The sequence below is a fragment of the Aeromonas sp. 1HA1 genome (assembly GCF_029237385.1).
GTDB lineage: Bacteria > Pseudomonadota > Gammaproteobacteria > Enterobacterales > Aeromonadaceae > Aeromonas > Aeromonas popoffii.
The window spans coordinates 20394-45320 of sequence record NZ_JAACGC010000024.1; the positions used below are offsets into that span (position 1 = coordinate 20394).

Below are 24927 nucleotides of genomic sequence, written 5' to 3' on the forward strand. Positions count from 1 at the left end.
TCGCGCTAAAACAGGCAAAAAAACAGGGAGCCGCGGCCCCCTGCTTCACACTCACCCGGGTTGGATCAACCGCGATCCAGCAGTATGTTGAGCATGCGGCGCAGCGGTTCGGCGGCGCCCCACAGCAGCTGATCGCCCACGGTGAAAGCGGCCAGGTATTCCGGGCCCATGCTCAACTTGCGCAGACGCCCCACCGGGATGCTGAGGGTGCCGGTGACGGCAGCCGGAGTCAGCTCGCGGGCGGTGATGTCGCGATCGTTGGGGATCACCTTCACCCAGTCGTTGTGCGCGGCCAGCAGGGCTTCGATCTCCGACAGCGGCACGTCCTTTTTCAGCTTGATGGTAAACGCCTGGCTGTGGCAGCGCAGGGCACCGATCCGCACACAGAGACCATCCACCGGGATGGCGGCATCTTCGATCCCCAAGATCTTGTTGGTCTCGGCCTGGCCCTTCCACTCTTCGCGGCTCTGGCCATTGTCGAGTTTGGTGTCGATCCAGGGGATGAGGCCACCGGCCAGCGGCACACCGAAGTTGTCCACCGGCAGGGTGCCGGAGCGGGTCTTTTCGGTGATCTTGCGCTCGATATCGAGGATGGCAGAGGCGGGATCAGCAAGCTCCACCGCCACTTCGTCGCGCAGCAGGCCCATCTGGGTGACCAGCTCGCGCATGTGGCGGGCACCGCCGCCGGAGGCTGCCTGATAGGTGGCCACGCTGACCCACTCCACCAGATCGGCCTTGAACAGGCCACCGAGGGCCAGCAGCATCAGGCTGACGGTGCAGTTGCCGCCAACGAAGGTCTTGATGCCATCGTTCAGGGCATGCTCAATCACGTCGCCGTTGACCGGATCCAGAATGATGACGGCATCTTTCTCCATCCGCAGGGAGGAGGCAGCGTCAATCCAGTAACCCTGCCAGCCAGCGGCTTTCAGGCGGGGATAGACATCCTTGGTGTAGTCGCCGCCCTGCGCCGTGATGATGATATCCTGTGCGGCCAGCGCCTCGATATCGAAGGCGTCCTGCAGGGTACCGGCATCCACGCCAACGTTGGGGGCGGCCTCACCGGCCTGGGAGGTGGTGAAGAAGGTGGGTTGAATGCGGGCAAAATCCTTCTCTTCCAGCATCCGGCTCATCAGTACCGAACCCACCATGCCACGCCAACCGACCAAACCTACTTTTTTCATAATGTCCTACCCTGGATAGCTGCTATTGAAACTGTGTATTGAAACCCGTAACCCCTTGTCCGGCGTGGGCCGTTCACAAGTAGATTACAAAATACGTGTTGCGAAAAATGCGTCTGCCCACATTACGGATTGTGACGGCGGGTGCAAGTCGAATTGCGCAATATTCTGTGCCGTTCGCTGCAATATCCGCCAGCTGGCCCCCAGGAGACGACCCTGCTGACCCCGCTACCATGGGGATGAGCGGGCTGTTCTTTCCATGCTGGTCAAACAGGCCGCTCGGTACCGCCTACGCAGTCGATACCGAGCTAATGGGGAGCTGGCTGTTCAACGCGCCCGCCCCTCGCCCGCATACTGTGCCTGCTGCTGATCATCGGCGGGATCCCGGGCCTGAAGTTTATCGGCTGACCCGACTGCCGATCCCGGTTCTGTCGATAGCTAAACGGGGCCCAGTCCCCGTTTTTTGCCTGCCAAACGCGCCGACCCCTGCTATTATCTGCGGCCAAACATGAGCCAATAAAAATCAGGATATTGTGATGACCGACCACACTTTTATTCCCGGCAAGGACGCGGCACTGGAAGACTCCATCGACCGCTTCCAGACCAAGCTGCAAGCCCTGGGGTTTGATATCGAAGAGGCCTCCTGGCTCAATCCCGTGCCCAACGTCTGGTCCGTGCACATCCGGGACAAGGAGTGCGCCCTCTGTTTCACCAACGGCAAGGGTGCCAGCAAGAAGGCGGCGCTGGCCTCGGCCCTTGGCGAATATTTCGAGCGTCTCTCCACCAACTACTTCTTCGCCGACTTCTATCTGGGCGAGCAGGTAGCCAACGGCGACTTCGTTCACTACCCGAACGAGAAGTGGTTCCCCATCGTGGGGGATCAGTTCCCGGCCGGCCTGCTCGACAGCTTTACCCGCAAGTTCTACAACCCGGACGGCGAAATGACCGCCGACATGCTGGTGGATCTGCAGTCGAACAACGAGGAGCGCGGTATCGTCGCGCTGCCGTTTGAGCGCCAATCCGATCACGAGACCGTCTATATCCCGATGAACATCATCGGCAACCTCTATGTTTCCAACGGTATGAGCGCCGGCAACACCCGCACCGAAGCGCGCACTCAGGCGCTCTCCGAGGTGTTCGAGCGCCACGTGAAGAACAAGATCATCGCCGAGGCCCTGAGCCTGCCGCTGATCCCGGCGGAAGTGATTGCCCGTTATCCGGGGATTGCTGCCTCCATCGCGGCGCTGGAAGCGGAAGGTTTCCCGATTTACAGCTTCGATGCCTCACTGGGTGGCCGCTATCCGGTCATCTGCGTGGTGCTGCTCAACCCGAGCAACGGCACCTGCTTTGCCTCCTTCGGTGCTCATCCGCGCTTCGAAGTGGCCTTTGAGCGTACCGTCACCGAGCTGCTGCAAGGCCGTGGTCTCAAAGATCTCGACGTGTTTGTACCGCCGTCATTTGATAACGAACAGGTCGCAGATCACCACAACCTGGAGACCCACTTCATCGACTCCTCGGGCCTCATCAGCTGGGATCTGTTCAAGCAGGATGCAGACTTCGCGTTCGCCGACTGGGATTTTCGCGGCACCTCGCAGGAGGAGTTCGATCATCTGATCGGCATCTTCCACGAGCTGGAGCAGCCGGTCTACATCGCCGACTACGAGCACCTGGGCGTCTACGCCTGCCGCATTCTGGTGCCGGGCATGTCCGACATCTATCCGGCCGAGGACTTGCTGCTGGCCAACAACAACATGGGGGCCAACCTGCGCGAAGTGATCCTGGCGCTGCCATCACTTGATTGGGATGCCGAGCAGTACATGGCGTTGTTTGATCAACTGGATGAAGAGGGGCACGACGAACGCACCCGTGTGCGTGAGCTGCTGGGCATCGCCGCCGCCAAGGGCTCCGCCCTGCACACCCTGCGCGTCGGTGAGCTGAAAGCCATGCTGGCACTGGCCGCCGGTGAGCTGGAGACGGCTCTGGATCTCATCGACTGGACCATGGAATTTAACCAGTCGGTATTCCCGGCGGATCGCGCCAACTATTACCGTGCCCTGCGTGCCTGCGTCGAGCTGTTCATCGACGAGGAGCGGGATCCGGAGCAGTATCGCGCCGTGTTTACCCGCATGTATGGCAACGAGACATTGGCACAGGCATGGGCCAACGCCAGCGGCGAAGCGCGTTTCCACGGACTGGAGGCGGCCGACTTGTCGCTCGCCCAATTCCCTCAGCACCAGAAGCTGCTGGCAGCGTATGAAAAGCTGCAAAAAGCCAAGCGAGCCCATCATTGGGCCTGATGTGGTAGTCTTTGGGGGGCCTTGATGGCCCCTTTTGCTTTATGGTGCCCCGGCTGGGGATGTGTTATTCAATGATGAAATAAAAAACAAAAAATACCTCTTAGGGGGTTGCCAACGCCGAGTCCATGATGTGAGGGGGATGAAAAGATGCCTTGCCAGTACATTTTTTCAAACCTGACCAATAAATTCTTTAAAATCATTATATTAAAAAACCAGCATTTATGTTTCAGCTGAAACCTAGTGTAACGGGAAGCTTCCAGGGGACTCAAATTTTTGTAGTAAAATTACATTCACAATCTGCAATTCTTGATCGGAGTCAATTTTGACGATCTGGCCCTTTGTTATGATTTCCACAGGCAAAACAGCAGGTACATGAGAATTGAAAGCAGAATCTCCCTTTGATTGTCTCAAGCCAGAAGCCATCGCTGCACTGGCAGAAGATATAACCTATGCCAAGGCAACCAAACCGGCATGCAAGGTCATCCCTCTGGCCATCACAGCAGGCGCTTTCATCGCCATCGCTTTTGTCTTTTTTATCACAGTCACCACGGGTACCGGCAATGTGGCCTGGGGCCTCAGCAAGCTGGTCGGCGGACTCTGTTTCTCCCTCGGTCTTATCCTCTGCGTGCTACTCGGTGCCGAGCTGTTCACCTCCAGCACCCTGACGCTGGTCGCCAAAGCGGCCAATCGCATCACCTGGGGCCAACTGCTCAAGAACTGGGGTCTGGTCTACTTCGGCAACCTCATCGGCGGTCTCATCATAGTCGCGCTCATCATCATGTCGGCCCAATACATGGCGGCAAATGGTCAGTGGGGCCTGAACGCCCTGAAAGTAGCCCAGCACAAGATCCATCACACCTTCTTCGAGGCCCTCGCCCTCGGTATTCTGTGCAACCTCATGGTGTGTCTCGCCGTGTGGATGGCCTTCGGCGCCCGCAGTGCTACCGACAAGGTAATGGTTATGCTGCTCCCCGTCGCCATGTTCGTGGCCTCCGGTTTCGAGCACAGCATCGCAAACATGTTTATGATCCCGGTCGGTATCGCTATCCATGCGGTAGCAGGCCCGGAATTTTGGCAGGCTGTCGGCCAGGATCCGGCGACCTTCGCCGACTTGACCGTATCCAACTTCGTCCTACACAACCTCATTCCCGTCACCATTGGTAATATCATTGGTGGTGGCGTCATGGTTGGTCTGACTTACTGGTTTATCTTCCGTCGTCATCATTAAGGATGATTGCGGGATACTACATCAATACCGTGTGAGGTAATGAAAATGGCAGAACTTAACGAACAGTTCCAAAAAGCATGGGAAGGCTTCGCGGCCGGTGAATGGCAGTCCTCTGTCAACACTCGTGACTTCATCCAGAAGAACTACACCCCGTATGAAGGTGACGAGTCCTTCCTGGCTGGCGCGACCGACGCGACCACCAAGCTGTGGGACAAGGTCATGGAAGGCATCAAAATCGAGAACCGCACTCATGCGCCGGTCGATTTTGATACTGACCTGCCCTCCACCATTACCGCTCACGATGCCGGCTATATCGATCAGAGCCTGGAGCAAATTGTCGGTCTGCAGACCGACAAGCCGCTCAAGCGCGCCATCATCGCCAACGGCGGTATCAAGATGGTTAAAACGTCTTGCGAAGTGTACGGTCGTCAACTGGACCCGATGGTCGAGAAGATCTTCACCGAGTACCGCAAGACTCACAATCAGGGCGTGTTTGACGTTTACACCAAAGACATCCTGAACTGCCGTAAGTCTGGTGTTATCACCGGTCTGCCGGATGCCTACGGCCGTGGCCGTATCATAGGTGACTACCGTCGTGTTGCCCTGTACGGCATCGACTTCCTGATGGCCGACAAGCTGGCCCAGTTCAAGTCCCTGCAAGCTGACCTGGAAAACGGCGTCAACCTGGAAGCCACCATCCGTCTGCGCGAAGAGATCTCCGAGCAGTACCGTGCCCTGGCACAGATGAAGGTCATGGCTGCCAAGTACGGTTGCGATATCTCCGTACCGGCCAAGACCGCCAAAGAAGCCGTCCAGTGGACCTACTTCGCCTACCTGGCGGCAGTCAAGTCCCAGAACGGTGCTGCCATGTCCTTCGGTCGTACCTCCAGCTTCCTGGACGTGTACATCGAGCGTGACATCAAAAAAGGCGTGCTCACCGAGCAAGAAGCCCAGGAGCTGATGGACCACATGGTCATGAAGCTGCGCATGGTTCGCTTCCTACGTACCCCTGAATACGATTCACTGTTCTCCGGCGACCCCATGTGGGCGACCGAGACCCTGGCCGGTATGGGCGTTGATGGCCGTACCCTGGTCACCAAGAACAGCTTCCGTATGCTGAACACCCTGTACACCATGGGCCCGTCCCCTGAGCCGAACCTGACCATTCTGTGGTCCGAGAAGCTGCCGGTCGGTTTCAAGAAGTACTGCGCCAAGGTATCTATCGAGACCTCTTCTGTACAGTACGAAAACGATGACCTGATGCGTCCGGACTTCAACAACGATGACTATGCCATCGCTTGCTGTGTGTCCCCGATGATCGTCGGCAAACAGATGCAGTTCTTCGGTGCTCGTGCCAACCTGGCCAAGACCATGCTGTATGCAATCAACGGCGGTATGGATGAGAAGCTCAAGATCCAGGTCGGTCCCAAGACTGAGATGGTGACCTCCGAGTTCCTCGACTACAACGACGTGATGGCTCGTCTGGATCACTTCATGGACTGGCTGGCCAAGCAGTACGTGGCTGCCCTGAACATCATCCACTACATGCACGACAAGTACAGCTACGAAGCCTCCCTGATGGCGCTGCACGACCGTGATGTGTATCGCACCATGGCTTGCGGCATCGCCGGTCTGTCCGTTGCGGCTGACTCCCTGTCTGCCATCAAGTACGCCAAGGTCAAGCCGGTTCGTGACGAAGATGGCGTTGCCATCGACTTCGAAATCGACGGTGAGTACCCGCAGTTCGGTAACAACGACGCTCGCGTCGATGACATCGCCTGTGACCTAGTAGAACGCTTCATGAAGAAGATTCAGAAGCTCAACACCTACCGTGGTGCCGTGGCTACCCAATCCGTACTGACCATCACCTCCAACGTGGTGTATGGCAAGAAAACGGGTAACACCCCGGATGGCCGTCGTTCCGGTGCGCCGTTCGGCCCGGGTGCCAACCCGATGCACGGTCGTGACCAGAAGGGTGCGGTTGCTTCCCTGACTTCCGTTGCCAAGCTGCCGTTCGCTTACGCCAAAGATGGTATCTCCTATACCTTCTCCATCGTGCCGAACGCCCTGGGCAAAGACATGGAAGCGCAGAAATCCAACCTGGCGGGTCTGATGGACGGTTACTTCCATCACGAGACCAACCTGGAAGGCGGTCAGCACCTGAACGTGAACGTGATGAACCGTGAAATGCTGCTGGACGCCATGGAAGACCCGGAGAAGTATCCGCAGTTGACCATCCGCGTATCCGGTTATGCCGTTCGCTTCAACTCTTTGACCAAAGAGCAACAGCAAGACGTCATCACCCGTACCTTCACCGCTTCTCTGTAATCGCTTATTGCTAAGCAAGAGTTGCAGTGACTAAAAACCGGCGCCCAGGCGCCGGTTTTTTTATGTCTGTTTGCCCGCAGGCATCCACTCGATAGGGATCTGACAGCCCTCTCTCCCCCTTCCCCCTCTTGCCCCCGTCTTTTCCCTCTTTTCAATAAAACGGAAAGCCGCAACGGGAGCCTTCGATAGTCCCCCATAACCCCCGCAAGGCGTGCTCGGTGCACTCTCTCACAGGAAAGGTGCAGGATGAGGCAGAGCCCGTGTATCGCTCGTAGCAAGCCACCAGATAGCAACAGGGGCAGAAGAGTATGACTCCCCTGCCCCTGCGGCATATCAACGGCACTGTGGGCCGGATAACGGCTTGGCCGATCCGGGTTCAGCTCGCCCAGGTGATGATGTGATCGATCCACTCACCGGCATGGGCTTCGTGAACCACCTTGCCGCGCACCGACTGACCGGCCTGATGCATGGCGGAGCGACTGCCGGTGATCAGCGGATGCCATTCGGGCAGGGTCTGCCCCTCGGCCAGCAGACGGTAGGCACAGGTCGAGGGCAGCCAGTCATACTCGGCAATCTTGTCGACCGTGATCTGCAGGCAATCGGGCTCTTTCTGGAAGCGGTTGCCGTAATCGGAACACTGGCAGGTCTTGGTATTGAGCAGATCACAGGCGACGTTGGTGAACACCAGTTCGTCGGTGTCCTCGTCAATAAGCTTGTTCAGGCAGCACTTGCCGCAGCCATCACACAGGGACTCCCACTCCGTCATGGTCATCTGTTGCAGGCTCTTTTCCTGCCAAAAAGGAGTTGGCTGCATTTTCTCGACTTGCTGCATGGAGGGGCTCGCTAAATAGACCAGTAAAGCGCGTGGTTATACGCCTTATGGCCCGATTTTTCAAGATAAACGGGGAAACGCCTGATCTGCACAAGGTTGGATAAACAGTGTGATTCGCTGCGCTAAGCGCCAACCTATTACATTTTTAGTTTGTAGGGCGGGTAATCCACCGTTTACCAAAGCCCAGCAATCGAGAATGATAAATGGGGCGTGTTCTTTATAATGGATTCGCGAGTGTCCGATTACGCCTACCGGCTAATCGAACCTACCGCTCTCATATAAAAAGGTATTTAAGAACGGGGATGATAATCCGCTGAGCCTACAAAACCCACCTTTTACTTTTATCCATAAAAATGCCGCCCATCGGGCGGCATTTATTAGAGATAACGGGCTAACGAGCATTACCAGCCGGTGACTTCACGCAGGGCCTTGCCGATATCGGCGAACGACCGCACGGTTTTCACGCGTATAATAGGCTGACCGAGTGCAGTACACGCTTTTCAACAATATTTATGTGGCGGCATGCCATACCATGATGGTGGTTTCCCAGTGACCATGGGTTGATTGATGTATCGCGTTGAAGCCTTGGTCACGATAAAAGTCAACGTTATGTGTTTCGCACTGCAAGTACAAAGTCGAAACACCACGGGAAACCGCCATTTCTCTAGCCGCGCTCATCAATTTTTTGGCGATGCCTTTTCGGCGATGCGCTGATGGAACATAGACGCCTCCGATCCAAAACTCATATTCAGGGTATTTTTTATTTTCCTGAATTTTCAGCTCCAATGTTCCAACCAGTTCCTCCTCGTCATGTGCGACCAGACTAAATGGGATATCCCGATTTGAGGCTTTGATTTCAACTTTTTTACGTACCATCTCTTTCGTAACGTCGGGTACATGAGAGGCCCATTCATCGAAATACCAATCGACTATTTTCGATACTTCATCTGGATGGTCCGCAAGCAATGAAATTTCCATACATCCTCTTTGCCAAGTAAACATCATGTCATTCGTGGCGACGAACATTCAGACTCGAGGATGAGCTCGAATCGTCATCGCTATTGGCTTATTTCTCGAATTCTGCGAGCCCTGGCGCAGCACAATTCATTATTAAATTCGCGAAAATGAACAACCATGTCAAACCATTTGGCATAAAAAATGCCGACCATCAGGTCGGCATTTTGTTTCAGAGATAACAGGCTAAAGAACTTACCAACCGGTTACTTCACGCAGGGCCTTGCCGATATCGGCAAGGGAACGCACGGTTTTCACGCCGGCATCTTCCAGGGCGGCAAATTTCTCTGCTGCCGTGCCTTTACCACCGGCGATGATGGCGCCCGCATGACCCATGCGCTTGCCAGCCGGGGCTGTGACACCCGCGATATAGGAGACCACCGGCTTGGTGACGTGGGCCTTGATGTAGGCCGCCGCTTCTTCCTCGGCGCTGCCGCCGATCTCGCCGATCATCACGATGGCTTCGGTCTTGGGATCGTTCTGGAACATCTCCAGAATGTCGATGAAGTTGGAACCCGGGATGGGGTCACCACCGATACCGACGCAGGTGGACTGGCCGAAACCCTCGTCCGTGGTCTGCTTGACCGCTTCGTAGGTCAGGGTGCCTGAGCGGGAGACGATACCCACCTTGCCAGGCTTGTGAATGTGGCCCGGCATGATGCCGATCTTGCACTCACCCGGGGTGATCACACCCGGGCAGTTCGGGCCTATCATGCGCACGCCTGTCTCTTGCAGCTTCACCTTGACCTCGAGCATGTCCAGAGTCGGGATGCCTTCGGTGATGGTGACGATGAGCTTGATGCCGGCGTCGATGGCTTCCAGGATGGCGTCCTTGCAGAAGGGCGCCGGCACATAGATGACGGAGGCGGTGGCGCCGGTCACTTCGACTGCGTCACGCACGGTATTGAACACCGGCAGGCCCAGGTGGGTGGTGCCACCCTTGCCCGGCGACACGCCGCCGACCATCTGGGTACCGTAGGCAATCGCCTGTTCGGAGTGGAAGGTACCCTGACCGCCGGTGAAGCCCTGGCAGATCACCTTGGTGTCTTTGTTGATCAGAACGCTCATTATTTGGCCTCCGCTGCTTTAACCACTTGCTGAGCTGCGTCAGTCAGACTCGTTGCGGCGATGATATTGAGGCCGCTGTCGGCCAGTTTACGGGCACCCAGTTCGGCATTGTTGCCTTCCAGACGCACTACCACGGGCACCTTGACCCCCACTTCCTTGACCGCGCCGATAATGCCTTCCGCGATCATGTCGCAACGCACTATGCCGCCGAAGATGTTGACCAGTACGGCCTGCACCTTGCTGTCGGAGAGGATGATCTTGAACGCCTCGGTCACGCGCTCCTTGGTGGCGCCGCCGCCGACGTCCAGGAAGTTGGCCGGTGAGCCGCCGTGCAGATTGACGATGTCCATGGTACCCATGGCCAGACCCGCGCCGTTGACCATGCAGCCGATGTTGCCATCGAGCGCCACATAGTTCAGCTCCCACTGAGCGGCATGCGCTTCGCGGGGGTCATCCTGAGACGGGTCGTGCATCTCGCGCAGCTTGGGCTGACGATACAGCGCGTTGGCGTCGATGTTGATCTTGCCATCCAGGCAGTGCAGGTTGCCCTGGGTCGTGATCACCAGCGGGTTGATTTCCAGCAGGGCGAAGTCACAATCCAGGAACATCTGACCCAGACCCATGAAGATCTTGGTGAACTGCTTGATCTGATCGCCGACCAGACCCAGCTTGAAGGCCAGCTCGCGCGCCTGATAGGCCTGCGGGCCCACCAGCGGATCGATGGCGGCCTTGTGAATGAGTTCCGGGGTTTCGTGGGCGACTTTCTCAATCTCCACGCCACCTTCGGTAGAGGCCATGAAGACCACGCGACGGCTGCCACGATCGACCACGGCGCCCAGATAGAGCTCCTTGGCGATGTCGGTGCAGGATTCCACCAGGATCTTGGTAACCGGCTGACCGTTGGCGTCAGTCTGATAGGTCACCAGGTTCTTGCCGAGCCAGTTCTGGGCAAAGGCGCGGATCTCGTCCTTGCTCTTGGCCAGCTTGACGCCGCCCGCTTTACCGCGGCCACCAGCGTGGACCTGGCACTTGACGACCCAGGTGGTGCCGCCAATTTTATCGGCCGCTTCAGCCGCTTCCTGCGGGGTAGCACAGGCATAACCTTCGGAGACCGGCAGGCCATACTCGGCAAACAGCTTTTTTGCCTGATATTCATGCAGATTCATAGATGCTCTATCCGTGTTGTAGGTATTTCCGTCCGGGGCTCGTGTTTCTCAATCCCCTGTGAATGGGGGCCTGGGCGGCCCCTCGTTATCTTTCTAATTTGCTCGGAATGTCGCTGATTGCCTAGACATCCAGCAACAGACGGGTCGGGTCTTCCAGCAGCTCCTTGATGGAGACCAGGAAGCCCACCGACTCACGACCGTCGACGATGCGGTGATCATAAGAGAGGGCCAGGTACATCATCGGCAGGATCTCGACCTTGCCATCGACTGCCATGGGTCTGTCCTGGATCTTGTGCATCCCCAGGATGGCGCTTTGCGGCGGGTTGATGATGGGGGTGGACATCAGGGAGCCAAACACGCCACCGTTGGTGATGGTGAAGTTGCCGCCAGTCAGTTCATCCACGGTCAGCTTGCCGTCGCGGCCCTTGCCCGCCAGATCCTTGATGGCCTTCTCGATGTCGGCCAGGCTCATGTTGTCGCAATCGCGCAGCACAGGCGTCACCAGCCCGCGCGGGGTGGAGACAGCGATACTGACGTCGAAGTAGTTGTGGTAGACGATGTCGTCACCGTCCAGCGCCGCGTTCACTTCCGGGTAGCGCTTCAAGGACTCCACCACCGCCTTGACGTAGAAGGACATGAAGCCGAGCTTGATGCCGTGCTTCTTCTCGAAGATCTCGCCGTACTGCTTGCGCAGTTTCATGATGGGCGCCATGTTGATCTCGTTGAAAGTGGTCAGCATGGCGGTGGTGTTTTTGGCTTCCAGCAGACGCTCGGCAATACGCTTGCGCAGACGGGTCATGGGCACACGTTTCTCGGTGCGACCAACCAACGGCGCTACCGCAGCCACAGGGGCAGCAGCGACCGGCGCAGCGGCAGGCTTGTTGCCACCCTTGATGAAAGCTTCCACATCTTCCTTGCTGATGCGACCACCCTTACCGGTGCCGGTCAGCTTGGTCACGTCGATGGCATGCTCTGCCACCAGACGGCGTACCGCGGGGCTTAAGGCCTCGGCGCCATCATCGGCAACCGCGTCTACCGGCTTCTCTTTGGTCTCTTCACCGGCCACGGGAGCTGGCTTGAGCGTGGCGATCAGCTGGCGGGACAACACGGTCGCCCCTTCCGCTTGCAGGATGTCGCCGAGGACGCCGGCTTCCGGCGCGGGGACTTCCAGCACGACTTTATCGGTTTCGATGTCAACCAGTACTTCGTCACGGGCAACCAGATCACCCGGCTTCTTGTGCCAAGTGGCGATGGTGGCATCCGCCACTGATTCCGGCAGGTCCGGTACCTTGATCTCGATAGTCATGTAATCAGTTCCTTGTTACTTCTTGTTCAGGGCTTAGGCCAGAGTAAGGGCGTCTTCCACCAGGGCTTTCTGCTGCTTGGTGTGGACCGACATGTAACCGACGGCAGGAGAGGCCGAGGCCGGACGACCGGCATAACGCAGACGGGCACCGCTTGGCAGCACACCATCGTAGTGGTGACGGGTGCAGTACCAGGCACCCTGGTTCTGCGGCTCTTCCTGACACCAGACAAAATCGGTGACGTGGTCGTAATCGGCAAGAATGGCGCGCACTTCCGCTTCCGGGAAGGGATAGAGCTGTTCAATCCGCACCAGGGCCACATCGTGCTGCTCTGCCTTGCGACGGGAATCGAGCAGGTCGTAGTAGACCTTGCCGGAGCAGAACACCACCCGTTTGACCCCTTTGGGATCCAGCGCATCGATCTCGCCGATGGCGTTCTGGAAGGTGCCTTGCGCCAGCTCTTCGAGCTTGCTGACCGCCATCGGGTGGCGCAGCAGGGATTTGGGCGACATCACGATCAGCGGGCGGCGCATCGGGCGGATCACCTGGCGACGCAGCATGTGGTAGACCTGAGCCGGGGTGGAGGGCACGCACACCTGCATGTTGTGCTCAGCGCACATTTGCAGATAACGCTCCAGACGGGCGGAGGAGTGCTCCGGGCCCTGGCCCTCGTAACCGTGCGGCAGCAGCATGGTCAAACCGCACATACGGCCCCACTTTTGCTCACCGGAGGAGAGGAACTGGTCGATCACCACCTGGGCACCGTTGGCGAAGTCGCCAAACTGGGCTTCCCAGATGGTGAGGCCGGCCGGCTCGGCGCTGGCGTAACCGTATTCAAACGCCAGTACCGCCTCTTCGGACAAAACGGAGTCGAAGACTTCGAATGGACCCTGTTCATCGTGGATATTGCACAGCGGCGTGTAGGTGCTGGCATCGTTCTGGTTATGCAGCACGGCGTGGCGGTGGAAGAAGGTGCCACGGCCGGAATCCTGCCCCGTGATGCGGATGCGCGAGCCCTTGGCTACCAACGAGGCGTAGGCCAGGGTCTCGGCAAAGCCCCAGTCCACCAGCTTGTCACCGGCGGCCATGGTGCGTCTGTCTTCGTAAATCTTCTCGACCTGGCGTTGCAATACATGGGCAGCCGGATACTGACTGACCCGCTCACCCAGTGACTTGAGCTCATCAAGCGCCAGGCTGGCGTCATAGTGCATAGCCCAGTCGTGGCCCAGATACGGTGTCCAGTCGACGGAGTGCAGCTTCATCGGCCGCCACTCCTTGACCACCCGCTCCCCCTTGTCCAGGGCATCGCGATAGTCATTGACCTGGGTCGTGGCCAGCTCCTGGTTGATGCTGCCTTCCGCCACCAGCTGATCGGCGTAGATCTTGCGCGGGGTCGGATGCTGTTTGATCTTCTGGTACATCAAGGGCTGGGTTGCGCTGGGCTCGTCCGCCTCGTTGTGACCGTGACGACGGTAGCAGACCAGCTCGATCACCACATCGCGTTTGAAGGTGTTGCGGTAATCCAGTGCAATCTGGGTCACCAGCACCACGGCTTCCGGATCGTCACCGTTGACGTGCAGCACGGGGGCCTGCACCGCTTTGGCGATGTCGGTGCAATATTCGGTGGAGCGCACGTCACGCATGTTGGAGGTGGTGAAGCCCACCTGGTTGTTGATGACGATGCGCACAGTCCCGCCCACGCCATAGGCACGGGTCTGGGACATGTTGAAGGTCTCGGCAACCACACCCTGCCCGGCGATGGCCGAGTCACCGTGAATGGTGATGGGCAGCACGCTGGAGCCATCCTTGTCACCCCTTCTGTCCATACGGGCACGGACCGAGCCGATGACCACAGGGTTGACGATTTCGAGGTGAGACGGGTTGAACGCCAGCGCCAGGTGGACGTTGCCGCCCGGGGTCGCAAAATCGGAGGAGAAGCCCATGTGGTACTTCACATCCCCTGTGCCCCAGGACTCGCCATGCTTGCCGGCGAACTCGTCGAACAGCTCCTGCGCCCGTTTGCCGAGCACGTTGATCAGCACGTTCAGGCGACCACGGTGGGCCATGCCGATGACGGCCTCCTTGCAGCCCTGCTCACCGGCGCGACGGATCAGCTCCTTGAGCATGGGCACCATGGCATCGCCCCCTTCCAGGGAGAAGCGCTTGGCACCGGGGAACTTGGCGCCCAGGTATTTTTCCAGCCCTTCGGCGGCGGTCAGGCTCTCGAGGATACGGGTCTTCTCCTCAATGCTGTAGCTGCCCTTGGCCTCGATGGATTCGAGTCTGTCCTGCAGCCAGCGCTTCTCCTCGGTGGAGGTAAGGTGCATGTAATCGGCACCTATGCTTCTGCAGTAGGTTTTCTTGAGCGAGGCGTAGAGATCGGAGAGCACCATGGTCTCGCGACCAATCGCGTAGGAGCCCACATTGAAGGTGGCCTCCATGTCGGCGCCCTGCAGGTTGTGGAAGGCAGGATCCAGTTCGGCAACGGTTTCACGGGTCCAGAGTCCCAGGGGATCCAGATTGGCATTCTGGTGACCACGGAAGCGGAAGGCGTTGATCAGTTGCAGCACCCGTACCTGTTTCGCATCCACTTGCGGATCGGACACAGCCGCACTGTAACGGGAGGGATCCTTGGCCAAACGACGGAAATAATCGCGGACTCGGGAATGAGGTTGTTCTACCGCATGGCCATTAACCTGAGGCAGCTGTTCAAACAGGCTGCGCCACTCGTCGGCTACGGATTCAGGGTCTTCCAGGAAGGATTCGTACAAATCCTCAATATAGCTTGCATTCGCACCAGCCAGGTGAGATGACTCCAACCAGGCCTTCATCACGCCGTTATGCATTTCTATCCCTTGTACATCTTGTTCACTGCAGCGCAGCTTGTAGGGTTTAAATAGCCATCCTGCCATGGGGGCGGATGGCTATCCAGAGGTCGGGCCTGGCGCGTGACGCCCTGGCCCTGATACTAAACAGCCCGATTGAGCAGCATCGACTTGATCTGACCGATCGCCTTGGTCGGGTTCAAGCCTTTGGGACAGACGTTCACGCAGTTCATGATGCCGTGGCAACGGAACACGCTGAAGGCGTCATCCAGGTTACCCAGTCGTTCGCTGGCGGCGGTGTCGCGGCTGTCGGCCAACCAGCGATAGGCGGCGAGCAGCCCGGCCGGGCCGATGAACTTGTCCGGGTTCCACCAGAAGGAGGGGCAAGAAGTGGAGCAGCAGGCACAGAGAATACACTCGTACAGGCCATCCAGCTTGGCGCGCTCTTCGGGGGATTGCAGGTGCTCACGCACGGGCGGCAATTTCTCATCGTTGATGAGGAAGGGTTTGACCTTCTCCCACTGGGTGTAGAACTGGGTCATGTCGATCACCAGATCGCGGATCACCGGCAGGCCAGGCAAGGGGCGAATAATGACGCTATTGCCCTTTTTCAGCAGATCGGAGAGCGGGGTGATGCAGGCAAGACCGTTCTTGCCATTCATGTTGAGACCGTCTGATCCACAGACCCCTTCGCGGCAGGAGCGGCGGAAGGCGAGCGTGGGATCCAGCTCTTTCAGCTGGATCAGTGCATCGAGCACCATCATGTCGGAACCTTCAGGAATATCAAGACGATATTCCTTCATATAGGGGACGTTATCAACATCCGGATTGTATCTATAGACAGAGAATGTGACGTTCATTGTGTTTGGCTCCGCAATCGTTAAGTCCGCACCTTGAAGAAGCGAGATGGGAAGGCCTCCCACCTCTGCACAGACCGGCGAATGTAGCCATACGCCGATAATGTGACCTTCATTGTGCTTGTCTCCGCCATTGGTCAGTAAGTCCGCACCTTGGGTGGGAATGCCTCACGGGTTTTCGGAGACATGTTGACAGCGCGACGGGTCATGGACTCGGTGTCCGGATGATAGAGGCTATGGCACAGCCAGCCCTCATCGTCGCGATCCGGGAAATCGAAGCGGCTGTGGGCACCACGACTCTCGGTACGGAAGTTGGCCGCCACCGCAGTGGCAAACGCCGTCTCCATCAGGTTGTCCAGCTCCAGGCACTCGATGCGCTGGGTGTTGAACTCCTTGGAGGTGTCGTCCAGACGGGCATTCTTCAGCCGCTCGCGGATGCGCTTCAGCTCGGCCAGCCCTTCGGCCATGGCATCCCCTTCACGGAACACGGAGAAGTTGTTCTGCATGCAGGTCTGCAGATCCTTGCGGATCTGAACCGGATCTTCCCCGTCGCGGTTGTTCTCCCAGCGATTGAAACGGGCCAGCGCGGCGGCCAGATCAGACTCGGAAGCCTCGCGGCCATGTTCCATCTCATCCAGGGTGTTGACCAGGTGCATGCCCGCAGCGCGGCCAAACACGATCAGATCCAGCAGCGAGTTGCCGCCCAGACGGTTGGCACCGTGTACCGAGACGCAGGCGATTTCGCCCACGGCAAACAGACCGACCACGGGGACGTCGTTGCCATCTTTATCCTGCGTCAGACACTGGCCATTCACGTTGGTCGGCACGCCGCCCATCATGTAGTGGCAGGTCGGGATGATGGGGATGGGTTCTTTGACCGGATCCACATGGGCGAAGGTGCGAGAGAGCTCGCAGATACCCGGCAGACGGGATTCGAGCACCTCTTTGCCGAGGTGATCCAGCTTGAGCTTGATGTGCGGGCCCCAGGGACCGTCACAACCGCGGCCTTCGCGGATCTCGATCATGATGGAACGGGCCACCACGTCGCGGCCAGCCAAGTCCTTGGCGTTCGGCGCATAACGCTCCATGAAGCGCTCGCCGTCTTTGTTGAGCAGATAACCGCCTTCACCACGGCACCCTTCGGTCACCAGCACCCCGGCACCGGCGATACCGGTCGGGTGGAACTGCCAAAACTCCATGTCCTGCACCCCTACCCCGGCGCGCAGCGCCATGCCGACACCGTCACCGGTGTTGATATGGGCATTGGTGGTGGACTGGTAGATACGACCGGCGCCGCCGGTGGCCAGCACAGTGGCTTTGGCCTTGAAATAGACGACTTCGCCGCTCTCCATATCGATGGCGGTACAGCCAACGATGTGACCGTCCTGGTTTTTCACCAGATCCAGCGCATACCACTCGGAGAAGACGGTGGTCTTGTTCTTTACGTTCTGCTGATAGAGGGTGTGCAGCAAAGCGTGACCGGTACGGTCGGCCGCAGCCGCTGTGCGGGCAGCCTGTTCACCACCAAAATTCTTGGACTGGCCGCCAAACGGACGCTGATAGACGGAGCCATTGTCAAAGCGGGAGAAGGGCAGGCCCATGTTCTCCAGCTCATAGACGGCCTCGGGGCCTGTCTTGCACATGTATTCGATCGCTTCCTGGTCGCCGATATAATCGGAACCTTTCACCGTGTCATACATGTGCCACTGCCAGTTGTCGTCGTGGGCATTGCCCAGCGCAACCGTGATCCCGCCCTGGGCAGAAACCGTGTGAGAACGGGTCGGGAAAACTTTGGATAACAGAGCGCAGCTCTTGCCGGACTGGGCAATCGAGAGCGCGGCGCGCATGCCGGCCCCACCAGCACCGATCACGACCGCATCAAATTCACGAGTTGGAATAGTCACCTTACACCCCCCACAGTACTACGAAGCCGGTCATCAAATAGACAAACAGCACCACTACCAGGGCAAATTGCAGCGCACCGCGCAGCCCCACCGGCTTGATATAGTCGGTCAGTATCTGCCACAGACCGATCCAGGCATGGATCAGTACGCACAGCAGCGCCAACAGGGTGAACACCTTGGTGAAGGTTTTGGCGAAGAAGCCGGTCCACACCTCGTAGCTGATGTCATTGAATGCGACAAAGCCAACCAGATAGAGGACGTAAGCCGTCATGATGAGGGCGGTGGCACGGATCAGGATGTAATCATGAACACCGCTGCGCCCGAATGTTGCAGAATTGGTTACCATACCAGTACTCCCGCCAATACCGCCAAAACCGCGGTGATCACGAAGGCCACACGGGCACTCTGATTACCGGATTCCAGCTCTTCCCAATAGCCCATGTCCATGACCAGATGACGCAGACCGCCCACAATGTGGTACGCCAGCGCAGTCAGGATCCCCCACAACACGAATTTGACCAGGAAGTTGTCCATGATGGACACCACGGTTTCAAATCCTTCGGGAGAGGCGAGTGAAGTACCAAGCATCCACAGCAAGACAGAGAGCGCCACAAAGGTGATCACCCCTGAGACACGATGCAAGATGGAAGCGATGGCGGTGACAGGAAAGCTGATCGTCTGTAGGTCGAGGTTTACAGGTCTCTTTTTATTTTTCACGGCTTTGCCCACTCAGCTCCATTGAGCACGTTAGTTATTGTTTTTACACGCTTATGAGGGCACGGAGTGGCATTTGCTAGGTTTTTGTTACCAAAACAACTCAAAAAAGCCAAAAACAACATTTTCAATATCGCATCCGACTTTGCACAAGCGTTTCAAACACCGACAGCCATCACCCACGAGGCGCAGTATATCGGCGGGCTTAACCAATGACAATCAATTAGCTACAAAGAAAACCCAAAACCGTAAACCAGATCTCACAACTCATTTAACAAGCCATTAATGTTCATCCAGAAAAATTGACAGCACCCCTTAACTCTGTTTCAAATAGGGCGCTCCAGCTGCCCCTGGTACAGGTCAGAACCTTTGCCAGCGTCATCAAACTCGTAATAAAGTAGAGCTGGAATCAAATTATAAAAGAGCAAAGGAGACGTGCTATGGCTGATAAGATAGCCACCCTACACCTGCCCGGTAAAAACCCGGTAGAACTACCGATCCTGTCCGGGACTATCGGACCCGACGTGATCGACGTCAGAAAATTGGGCGCGCAAGGGTACTTCACCTTTGACCCCGGTTTTATGGCCACCGGTGCTTGTAAATCATCCATTACCTATATCGATGGCGATCAGGGTGTCTTGCTGCACCGTGGTTACCCTATCGCCCAGTTGGCCACCCAGGCCAGCTACCTCGAAGTCTGCTACATACTGCTGTACGGCGAGGCGCCCACCAAGGCGCAGTACACCGAGTTCGAGCGTCTGGTCACCCGCCATACCATGGTGCACGAGCAGATCGCCTTCTTCTTCCGCGGCTTCCGTCGTGACTCCCACCCCATGGCCATCATGTGTGGTGTGGTCAGTGCGCTGTCCGCCTTCTATCACGATGCGCTCGACATCAACAACGAAGAGCACCGCGAGATCTGTGCCTTCCGTCTGCTCTCCAAGATGCCGACCCTGGCCGCCATGTGCTACAAGTACTCCATCGGTCAGCCATTCATGCAGCCGCGCAATGCCCTCTCCTATGCTGGTAACTTCCTGCACATGATGTTTGGTGTGCCGACCGAAGAGTACAAGGTCAACCCCATCGTCGAACGCGCCATGGACCGCATCTTCACCCTGCATGCGGATCACGAGCAGAACGCCTCCACCTCCACCGTGCGTCTGGCCGGCTCCTCCGGTGCCAACCCGTTTGCCTGTATTGCCGCCGGGATCGCCTCCCTGTGGGGACCAGCTCATGGCGGTGCCAACGAAGCCTGTCTCAAGATGCTCGAAGAGATTGGCTCTGTGGATCGCATTCCCGAGTTCATCGCCAAGGCCAAGGACAAGAACGATCCGTTCCGTCTGATGGGCTTCGGTCACCGGGTTTACAAGAACCACGATCCCCGTGCCCAGGTGATGCGCCAGACCTGTCACGAGGTGCTCGAAGAGCTGCAGATCAAGGATCCGCTGCTGGATGTGGCCATGGAGCTGGAGCGCATCGCGCTGTCGGACGCTTACTTCGTCGAGAAGAAGCTCTACCCGAACGTGGACTTCTACTCCGGCATCATCATGAAGGCCATCGGCATCCCTATGTCCATGTTCACCGTGATCTTCGCCATCTCCCGCACCATAGGCTGGATTGCCCACTGGAACGAGATGCACTCGGACCCGGATCAGAAGATCGGCCGTCCGCGTCAGCTCTACACCGGCTTGGCCCAACGGGAATTCACCCCGCTCGATCAGCGTTGATGCACTGAATCGACACGGTTTGTCAGCAAGGCGGTCATTGACCGCCTTTTTATTTACCGCTCTAATGCCCCCCTTGTCGATCAGAAGGAGTCCATCATGAGACCACTGTTCATCAGCGCCGCCCTGCTGCTTACCGCCTGTCAGAACGCACCGACGACCCCGTTACAAGGGGAAACCCTCTACATCAACAGCCAGCTGGTCGACTGCGTCGGTGTCGGCCCCATGCTGTGCATGCAGGCTCGCAGCGATGAGCAGCAAGCCTGGAGCCTGTTTTATCAGCAGATAGAAGGCTTTCAATTTGAACCTGGCTACCAGTACCAGCTGACCGTCAGCAAGGAGCGGCTCAACGACGTGCCAGCGGATGCCCCTTCCCTGCGTTATCACCTGATCAAGCAGGTCAGCAAGCAGACCGCTCGTTAAGAATACCGGCCACAAAGAGCCTCATTTGGAGGTTGTCATTCAGTTCATGAACGCATTCTGGTACGCTGGCCGACGCACATATTATGTAATCCGCACACCCAAGCAGCGATACCCCATGACGATGATCCAGATACGCACGACCCGGGCCAATGACTGGCCCACCATCATGGCCATTCAGGATGAGTGTTATCATCAGCTGGATCCTGAACCCCTCGAGGTCATGAGCAGCAAGGCCGAGCTGGCTCCCGACTGCTGTTGGGTGGCCGAATATCAGGGCAAGGTACTGGGTTACCTGCTCTGCCATCCTTGGCGCGCCCACCAGCCCCCCGCCCTCTCGGTACCCATGCAGACGCTGGCGGGGAACGACGAGTTCTACCTGCACGATCTGGCCGTGTCAGCACAGGCGCGCGGCAAGGGCATTGGCCAGCGGCTGCTGGAAACCGCCCTCGCCTTTGCCAGCGCTGAAGGCTACGAGTATGCCGGGCTGGTGGCGGTGCAGGATGCCCCGACCTTCTGGCGCAAGCAGGGCTTTGTGCCCGCCAACACCCCAAAATCGTTGGACGAGTACGGTGAAGACGCTGTCTATATGCGGCTACCCTTGACCGACCCCGCCTGAGGGTAATAAAAAAGGCGCCTTGCGGCGCCTTTTTTCACATCATCGACTCATCAAGCCTTGAACTTGCTGAACACCAGTGATGCATTGGTACCGCCAAAGCCGAAGCTGTTGGACATGACGGTATTGAGATCAGCCGCTTCGTACTCGCGTACGATGGGCAGCCCCTCAGCCTTCTCGTCCAGGGTCTCGATGTTGATGCTGGGGGCGATAAAGCCGTGCTCCATCATCAGCAGGGAGTAGACAGCCTCATGCACGCCCGCAGCGCCCAGCGCATGGCCGGTCATCGCTTTGGTCGCGGAGATTTTGGGGCCGTTAGTGCCAAACAGCGTCTGGATAGCTTCCAGCTCCTTGGTGTCACCCACCGGAGTGGAGGTGCCGTGAGTGTTGATGTAATCAACCTTGCCAACACCCTGCATCGCCATCTTCATGCAACGCACAGCACCTTCACCGCTCGGAGCAACCATGTCGTAGCCATCGGAGGTGGCACCGTAACCGGTCAGCTCTGCATAGATGTGAGCACCACGGGCCAGGGCATGCTCCAGCTCCTCGACCACCAGGATGCCACCGCCACCGGAGATGACGAAACCATCGCGGTTGGCGTCATAGGTACGGGACGCTTTTTCCGGGGTGTCGTTGTACTTGGTGGACAGGGCACCCATGGCGTCAAACTGTATGGTGGAAGACCAGTCCAGCTCTTCACCGCCGCCGGCGAAGACCACGTCCTGCTTACCCAGCTGGATCAGTTCCATGGCGTGACCGATGCAGTGGGCAGAGGTGGCACAGGCAGAGCTGATGGAGTAGTTGACACCCTTGATCTGGAACGGGGTCGCCAGGCAGGCAGAGGTAGTGGAAGACATGGTGCGCGGCACCATGTAGGGGCCCACCCGCTTGACGCCTTTCTCACGGGCAATGTCGCAGGACTCTGAGGTGTTCTTGCCGGATGCACCACCGGAACCGACCACCAGGCCGGTACGCTCGTTGGAGATCTGATCTTCCTGCAACCCGGCATCATCAATGGCCTGTTGCATGGAGAGATAGGCATAGGCCGCAGCGTCACCCATGAAACGCATGACTTTACGGTCGATCAGTTCAGACGGATCGAGTTTGATGTTACCCCAGACACGGCTACGCAGGTTGTGCTGCTCGAACTGCTCGGAATAGGTGATGCCAGATTTACCTGATTTCAGGGAGGCCAGCACTTCTTCCTTGTTGTTGCCGATACTGGAGATGACGCCGATACCGGTGATCACTGCTCTTCTCATTAATTCATCTCGTCTGGAAAAACTGGCGCCAAGTCTACCCGCTTTCGGCTGCCAAACTGGTCTGCTTTCACGTAGAATGCCCGCGTTCTTATGACGCGAGCAGAGGGAAACGTGAGTCAAACATCCTTACATCATGCCCGATTGGACTGGAATGAAGCGGGAACTCCACTCTCCAGTGACTTCGGGGATGTGTACTTTTCCAATGATAACGGTCTAAGTGAAACCCGCTACGTCTTTTTGCAGCAAAATGGGTTGCCAGCGCGATTTTCTCACCACAATAGTGACAGTTTCGTGATAGGTGAAACAGGTTTCGGCACAGGCCTTAACTTTCTGGCGACAATGAAAGCCTTCCTTGAACAGGCTCCCCAAACCGGCAACGGCGCCCGTCTGCACTTCATCAGTTTCGAAAAATTCCCCCTCACCCAGGGCGATCTTCGCAAAGCTCTGGCCGCCTGGCCCGAGCTTGCCCCCTTCAGCCAGGCACTCATCGCACAGTGGCCACTGCCCATCCCTGGCTGCCATCGTCTGCACTTTGCGGGCGGCCGCATTCGACTCGATCTCTGGCTGGGGGACATCAAGGATATGCTGCCGCAAGTGCCTCATGGTGAGCAGGGGCTGGTGGATACCTGGTATCTGGATGGATTCGCACCGGCAAAAAATCCCGAGATGTGGACACAAGAGTTATTCGAGGGCCTGGCCCGCCTGGCTCGTCCCGGTGCGACCATCTCCACCTTTACCAGCGCCGGCTTCGTGCGTCGTGGCCTGATTGTCGCGGGGTTTGCCATGAAGAAGGTCAAGGGCCATGGCAGCAAGTGGGCAATGCTGGCAGGCGAGCGGGTAGGCAAGACACCACAGCGCACCATCGCCCCCTGGTATGCCAGACCGGCGGGGCGAGACGGCGAGGTGCTGATCATCGGCGGCGGCATCGCCTCGGCCATGACGGCGCTCTCGCTGGTGGAGCGGGGCCGCAAGGTCACCCTGCTCTGCGAGGACAATGAACTGGCTACCGGCGCCTCCGGTAATCGACAGGGGGCACTCTATCCCCTGCTCAACGGCGAGCACGATGCCTTGTCACGCTTTTATTCGCTGGCCTTCGGTTATGCACGCCAACGGCTGCTGACCCTGGCCGAGCGCCATGCCATCGCCTTTGAATTGTGCGGTGTGGTGCAGCTTGGCTATGACGACAAATCCAGCGCCAAGCTGGCCAAGATGCAACAGGGCCCTTTCCCGCCCGCGCTGATGCACCCACTGACGCCCACTGAAGCCGAACACGAATGTGGCCTGCCCTCGGGTCATGCCGGGGTCAGCTATCCGCTGGGGGGCTGGCTCTGTCCGGCCGATCTCACCCGCGCAGCCATCAAGGAGGCGCAAGCCAGCGGCCTGCTGCAAGTGGAATACGATTGCCCAGTCACGGCTATTCATGAGCAAGCAGATGGCTGGCGGGTTGAAAACCATGAGAGGCGTCAATGGCAGGCCCCCAATCTGGTCGTGGCCGCCGGTCATCAGTTGCCCGCCCTGCTCCCCTTTGCCGAGCTGCCGCTCTATCCGGTGCGCGGTCAGGTGAGCCATGTGCCGACCACGGCCACTCTGAGCCGGCTCAAGACGGTGCTCTGTTACGATGGCTACCTCACGCCCGCGCACAACCAGCAGCACTGTATCGGTGCCAGCTATGGCCGCAACCAGCACAGCCTCGAGTTTCGCGCAGAAGAACAGCTGCAAAACCAGACCCGGCTGCAAGCCTGCCTGCCGGATCAGATCTGGCCAGCCGAGGTGAATATCAGTGGCAACGAGGCACGGGTGGGCGTGCGCTGCGCCAGCCGGGATCACCTGCCGGTGGTGGGGCCAATCGCCAGATTGGCCAGCCTGGCAGATCACTACGCCAGGCTCCAGTTTGATCAGCCACACGCAGCGCCGCTGCCACTGCATCCCGGCCTGTATGTGCTGGGGGCGCTCGGCTCACGGGGCCTCTGCTCGGCGCCGCTGTGCGGTGAGCTGCTTGCCAGCGAGATCTGTGGCGATCCGCTACCGCTGTCCGCCGATCTGCTGGAGACGCTCCATCCGGCGCGCTATTGGGTGCGCAAACTGCTCAAGGGCAAGCCCCTCAACTGACCGCCAGCCCCGGTTGGCGAATCCATCACAATAAAAACGGGCTCCCCACCGGGAGCCCGTTTTTATTGGCTCTGTCCC

Annotated in this window: 19 protein-coding genes; 7 read left to right on the forward strand and 12 right to left on the reverse strand. The window is 58.1% G+C overall.

Annotation, left to right across the window (positions count from 1 at the left end; genetic code table 11):
* Nucleotides 1–65 precede the first annotated feature (65 nt).
* Entirely contained in the window at nt 66–1181 is a 1116-nt protein-coding gene (gene asd / locus GWQ22_RS09790; protein ID WP_275930174.1) for an aspartate-semialdehyde dehydrogenase, read from the reverse strand.
* 533 nt (nt 1182–1714) lie between these two features.
* On the opposite strand from asd, the gene ycaO reads away from it, so the two are divergent.
* From ycaO to pflB, 3 genes are all read left to right on the forward strand, one after another.
* Nucleotides 1715–3475, forward strand: a complete 1761-nt coding sequence (ycaO, locus tag GWQ22_RS09795) for a 30S ribosomal protein S12 methylthiotransferase accessory factor YcaO (protein ID WP_275930175.1) — start codon at nt 1715–1717, stop codon at nt 3473–3475.
* 379 nt (nt 3476–3854) lie between these two features.
* Nucleotides 3855–4703, forward strand: coding sequence for a formate transporter FocA (focA, locus tag GWQ22_RS09800; RefSeq protein WP_042039345.1), 849 nt, complete (start codon nt 3855–3857; stop codon nt 4701–4703).
* A 45-nt stretch (nt 4704–4748) separates the two neighbouring features.
* Entirely contained in the window at nt 4749–7031 is a 2283-nt protein-coding gene (pflB, locus tag GWQ22_RS09805; RefSeq protein WP_275930176.1) for a formate C-acetyltransferase, read from the forward strand.
* A 376-nt stretch (nt 7032–7407) separates the two neighbouring features.
* On the opposite strand, the gene GWQ22_RS09810 is transcribed toward pflB, so the two are convergent.
* The 10 genes from GWQ22_RS09810 to sdhC form a co-directional block, all read right to left on the reverse strand.
* The gene (locus GWQ22_RS09810) at nt 7408–7845 is read right to left on the reverse strand and encodes a YcgN family cysteine cluster protein (RefSeq protein ID WP_212513751.1); all 438 of its coding nucleotides are present in this window, start codon (nt 7843–7845) and stop codon (nt 7408–7410) included.
* A gap of 528 nt (nt 7846–8373) precedes the next feature.
* Nucleotides 8374–8841 carry a GNAT family N-acetyltransferase gene (locus GWQ22_RS09815; protein ID WP_275930177.1) on the reverse strand — a complete coding sequence of 156 codons (468 nt, stop codon included), beginning with the start codon at nt 8839–8841 and terminating at the stop codon, nt 8374–8376.
* Nucleotides 8842–9072: 231 nt separating this feature from the next.
* Nucleotides 9073–9945, reverse strand: a complete 873-nt coding sequence (sucD, locus tag GWQ22_RS09820) for a succinate--CoA ligase subunit alpha (protein WP_108537619.1) — start codon at nt 9943–9945, stop codon at nt 9073–9075.
* Nucleotides 9945–11111 (reverse strand): ADP-forming succinate--CoA ligase subunit beta, encoded by a 1167-nt coding sequence (gene sucC / locus GWQ22_RS09825; RefSeq protein ID WP_042035504.1) that lies wholly within the window; start codon nt 11109–11111, stop codon nt 9945–9947. The genes sucD and sucC overlap by 1 nt, the downstream gene beginning before the upstream one ends.
* Before the next feature lie 121 nt (nt 11112–11232).
* Nucleotides 11233–12417 carry a 2-oxoglutarate dehydrogenase complex dihydrolipoyllysine-residue succinyltransferase gene (gene odhB / locus GWQ22_RS09830; protein WP_042035501.1) on the reverse strand — a complete coding sequence of 395 codons (1185 nt, stop codon included), beginning with the start codon at nt 12415–12417 and terminating at the stop codon, nt 11233–11235.
* Between the two features lie 33 nt (nt 12418–12450).
* Nucleotides 12451–15261 carry a 2-oxoglutarate dehydrogenase E1 component gene (gene sucA / locus GWQ22_RS09835; RefSeq protein ID WP_275930178.1) on the reverse strand — a complete coding sequence of 937 codons (2811 nt, stop codon included), beginning with the start codon at nt 15259–15261 and terminating at the stop codon, nt 12451–12453.
* Between the two features lie 122 nt (nt 15262–15383).
* On the reverse strand, nt 15384–16100 hold the full coding sequence (locus GWQ22_RS09840) for a succinate dehydrogenase iron-sulfur subunit (protein ID WP_065401783.1): 717 nt from the start codon (nt 16098–16100) through the stop codon (nt 15384–15386).
* Between the two features lie 134 nt (nt 16101–16234).
* Nucleotides 16235–18001: a succinate dehydrogenase flavoprotein subunit gene (gene sdhA / locus GWQ22_RS09845; RefSeq protein WP_212513736.1), complete on the reverse strand. Its 1767-nt coding sequence runs from the start codon at nt 17999–18001 to the stop codon at nt 16235–16237.
* A 1-nt stretch (nt 18002) separates the two neighbouring features.
* Nucleotides 18003–18347 carry a succinate dehydrogenase, hydrophobic membrane anchor protein gene (gene sdhD, locus GWQ22_RS09850; RefSeq protein ID WP_042035496.1) on the reverse strand — a complete coding sequence of 115 codons (345 nt, stop codon included), beginning with the start codon at nt 18345–18347 and terminating at the stop codon, nt 18003–18005.
* Nucleotides 18341–18730: a succinate dehydrogenase cytochrome b556 subunit gene (gene sdhC, locus GWQ22_RS09855; RefSeq protein ID WP_042035494.1), complete on the reverse strand. Its 390-nt coding sequence runs from the start codon at nt 18728–18730 to the stop codon at nt 18341–18343. Before sdhC ends, sdhD begins: the two co-directional genes overlap by 7 nt.
* 425 nt (nt 18731–19155) lie before the next feature.
* Here sdhC and GWQ22_RS09860 point away from each other — a divergent pair, with 425 nt between their 5' ends.
* The 3 genes from GWQ22_RS09860 (at nt 19156) to GWQ22_RS09870 (ending at nt 21478) form a co-directional block, all read left to right on the forward strand.
* Nucleotides 19156–20442 (forward strand): citrate synthase, encoded by a 1287-nt coding sequence (locus tag GWQ22_RS09860; RefSeq protein ID WP_275930179.1) that lies wholly within the window; start codon nt 19156–19158, stop codon nt 20440–20442.
* A gap of 96 nt (nt 20443–20538) precedes the next feature.
* The gene (locus GWQ22_RS09865; protein WP_275930180.1) at nt 20539–20862 is read left to right on the forward strand and encodes a DUF4377 domain-containing protein; all 324 of its coding nucleotides are present in this window, start codon (nt 20539–20541) and stop codon (nt 20860–20862) included.
* Between the two features lie 121 nt (nt 20863–20983).
* Nucleotides 20984–21478, forward strand: a complete 495-nt coding sequence (locus tag GWQ22_RS09870; protein ID WP_042035517.1) for a GNAT family N-acetyltransferase — start codon at nt 20984–20986, stop codon at nt 21476–21478.
* Between the two features lie 50 nt (nt 21479–21528).
* Here the strand turns inward: GWQ22_RS09870 and fabB are convergent, their stop codons facing one another.
* Nucleotides 21529–22740, reverse strand: a complete 1212-nt coding sequence (fabB, locus tag GWQ22_RS09875; RefSeq protein ID WP_042035490.1) for a beta-ketoacyl-ACP synthase I — start codon at nt 22738–22740, stop codon at nt 21529–21531.
* A 90-nt stretch (nt 22741–22830) separates the two neighbouring features.
* Here fabB and mnmC point away from each other — a divergent pair, with 90 nt between their 5' ends.
* The gene (mnmC, locus tag GWQ22_RS09880; protein ID WP_275930181.1) at nt 22831–24849 is read left to right on the forward strand and encodes a bifunctional tRNA (5-methylaminomethyl-2-thiouridine)(34)-methyltransferase MnmD/FAD-dependent 5-carboxymethylaminomethyl-2-thiouridine(34) oxidoreductase MnmC; all 2019 of its coding nucleotides are present in this window, start codon (nt 22831–22833) and stop codon (nt 24847–24849) included.
* The last annotated feature ends 78 nt before the right edge of the window (nt 24850–24927 follow it).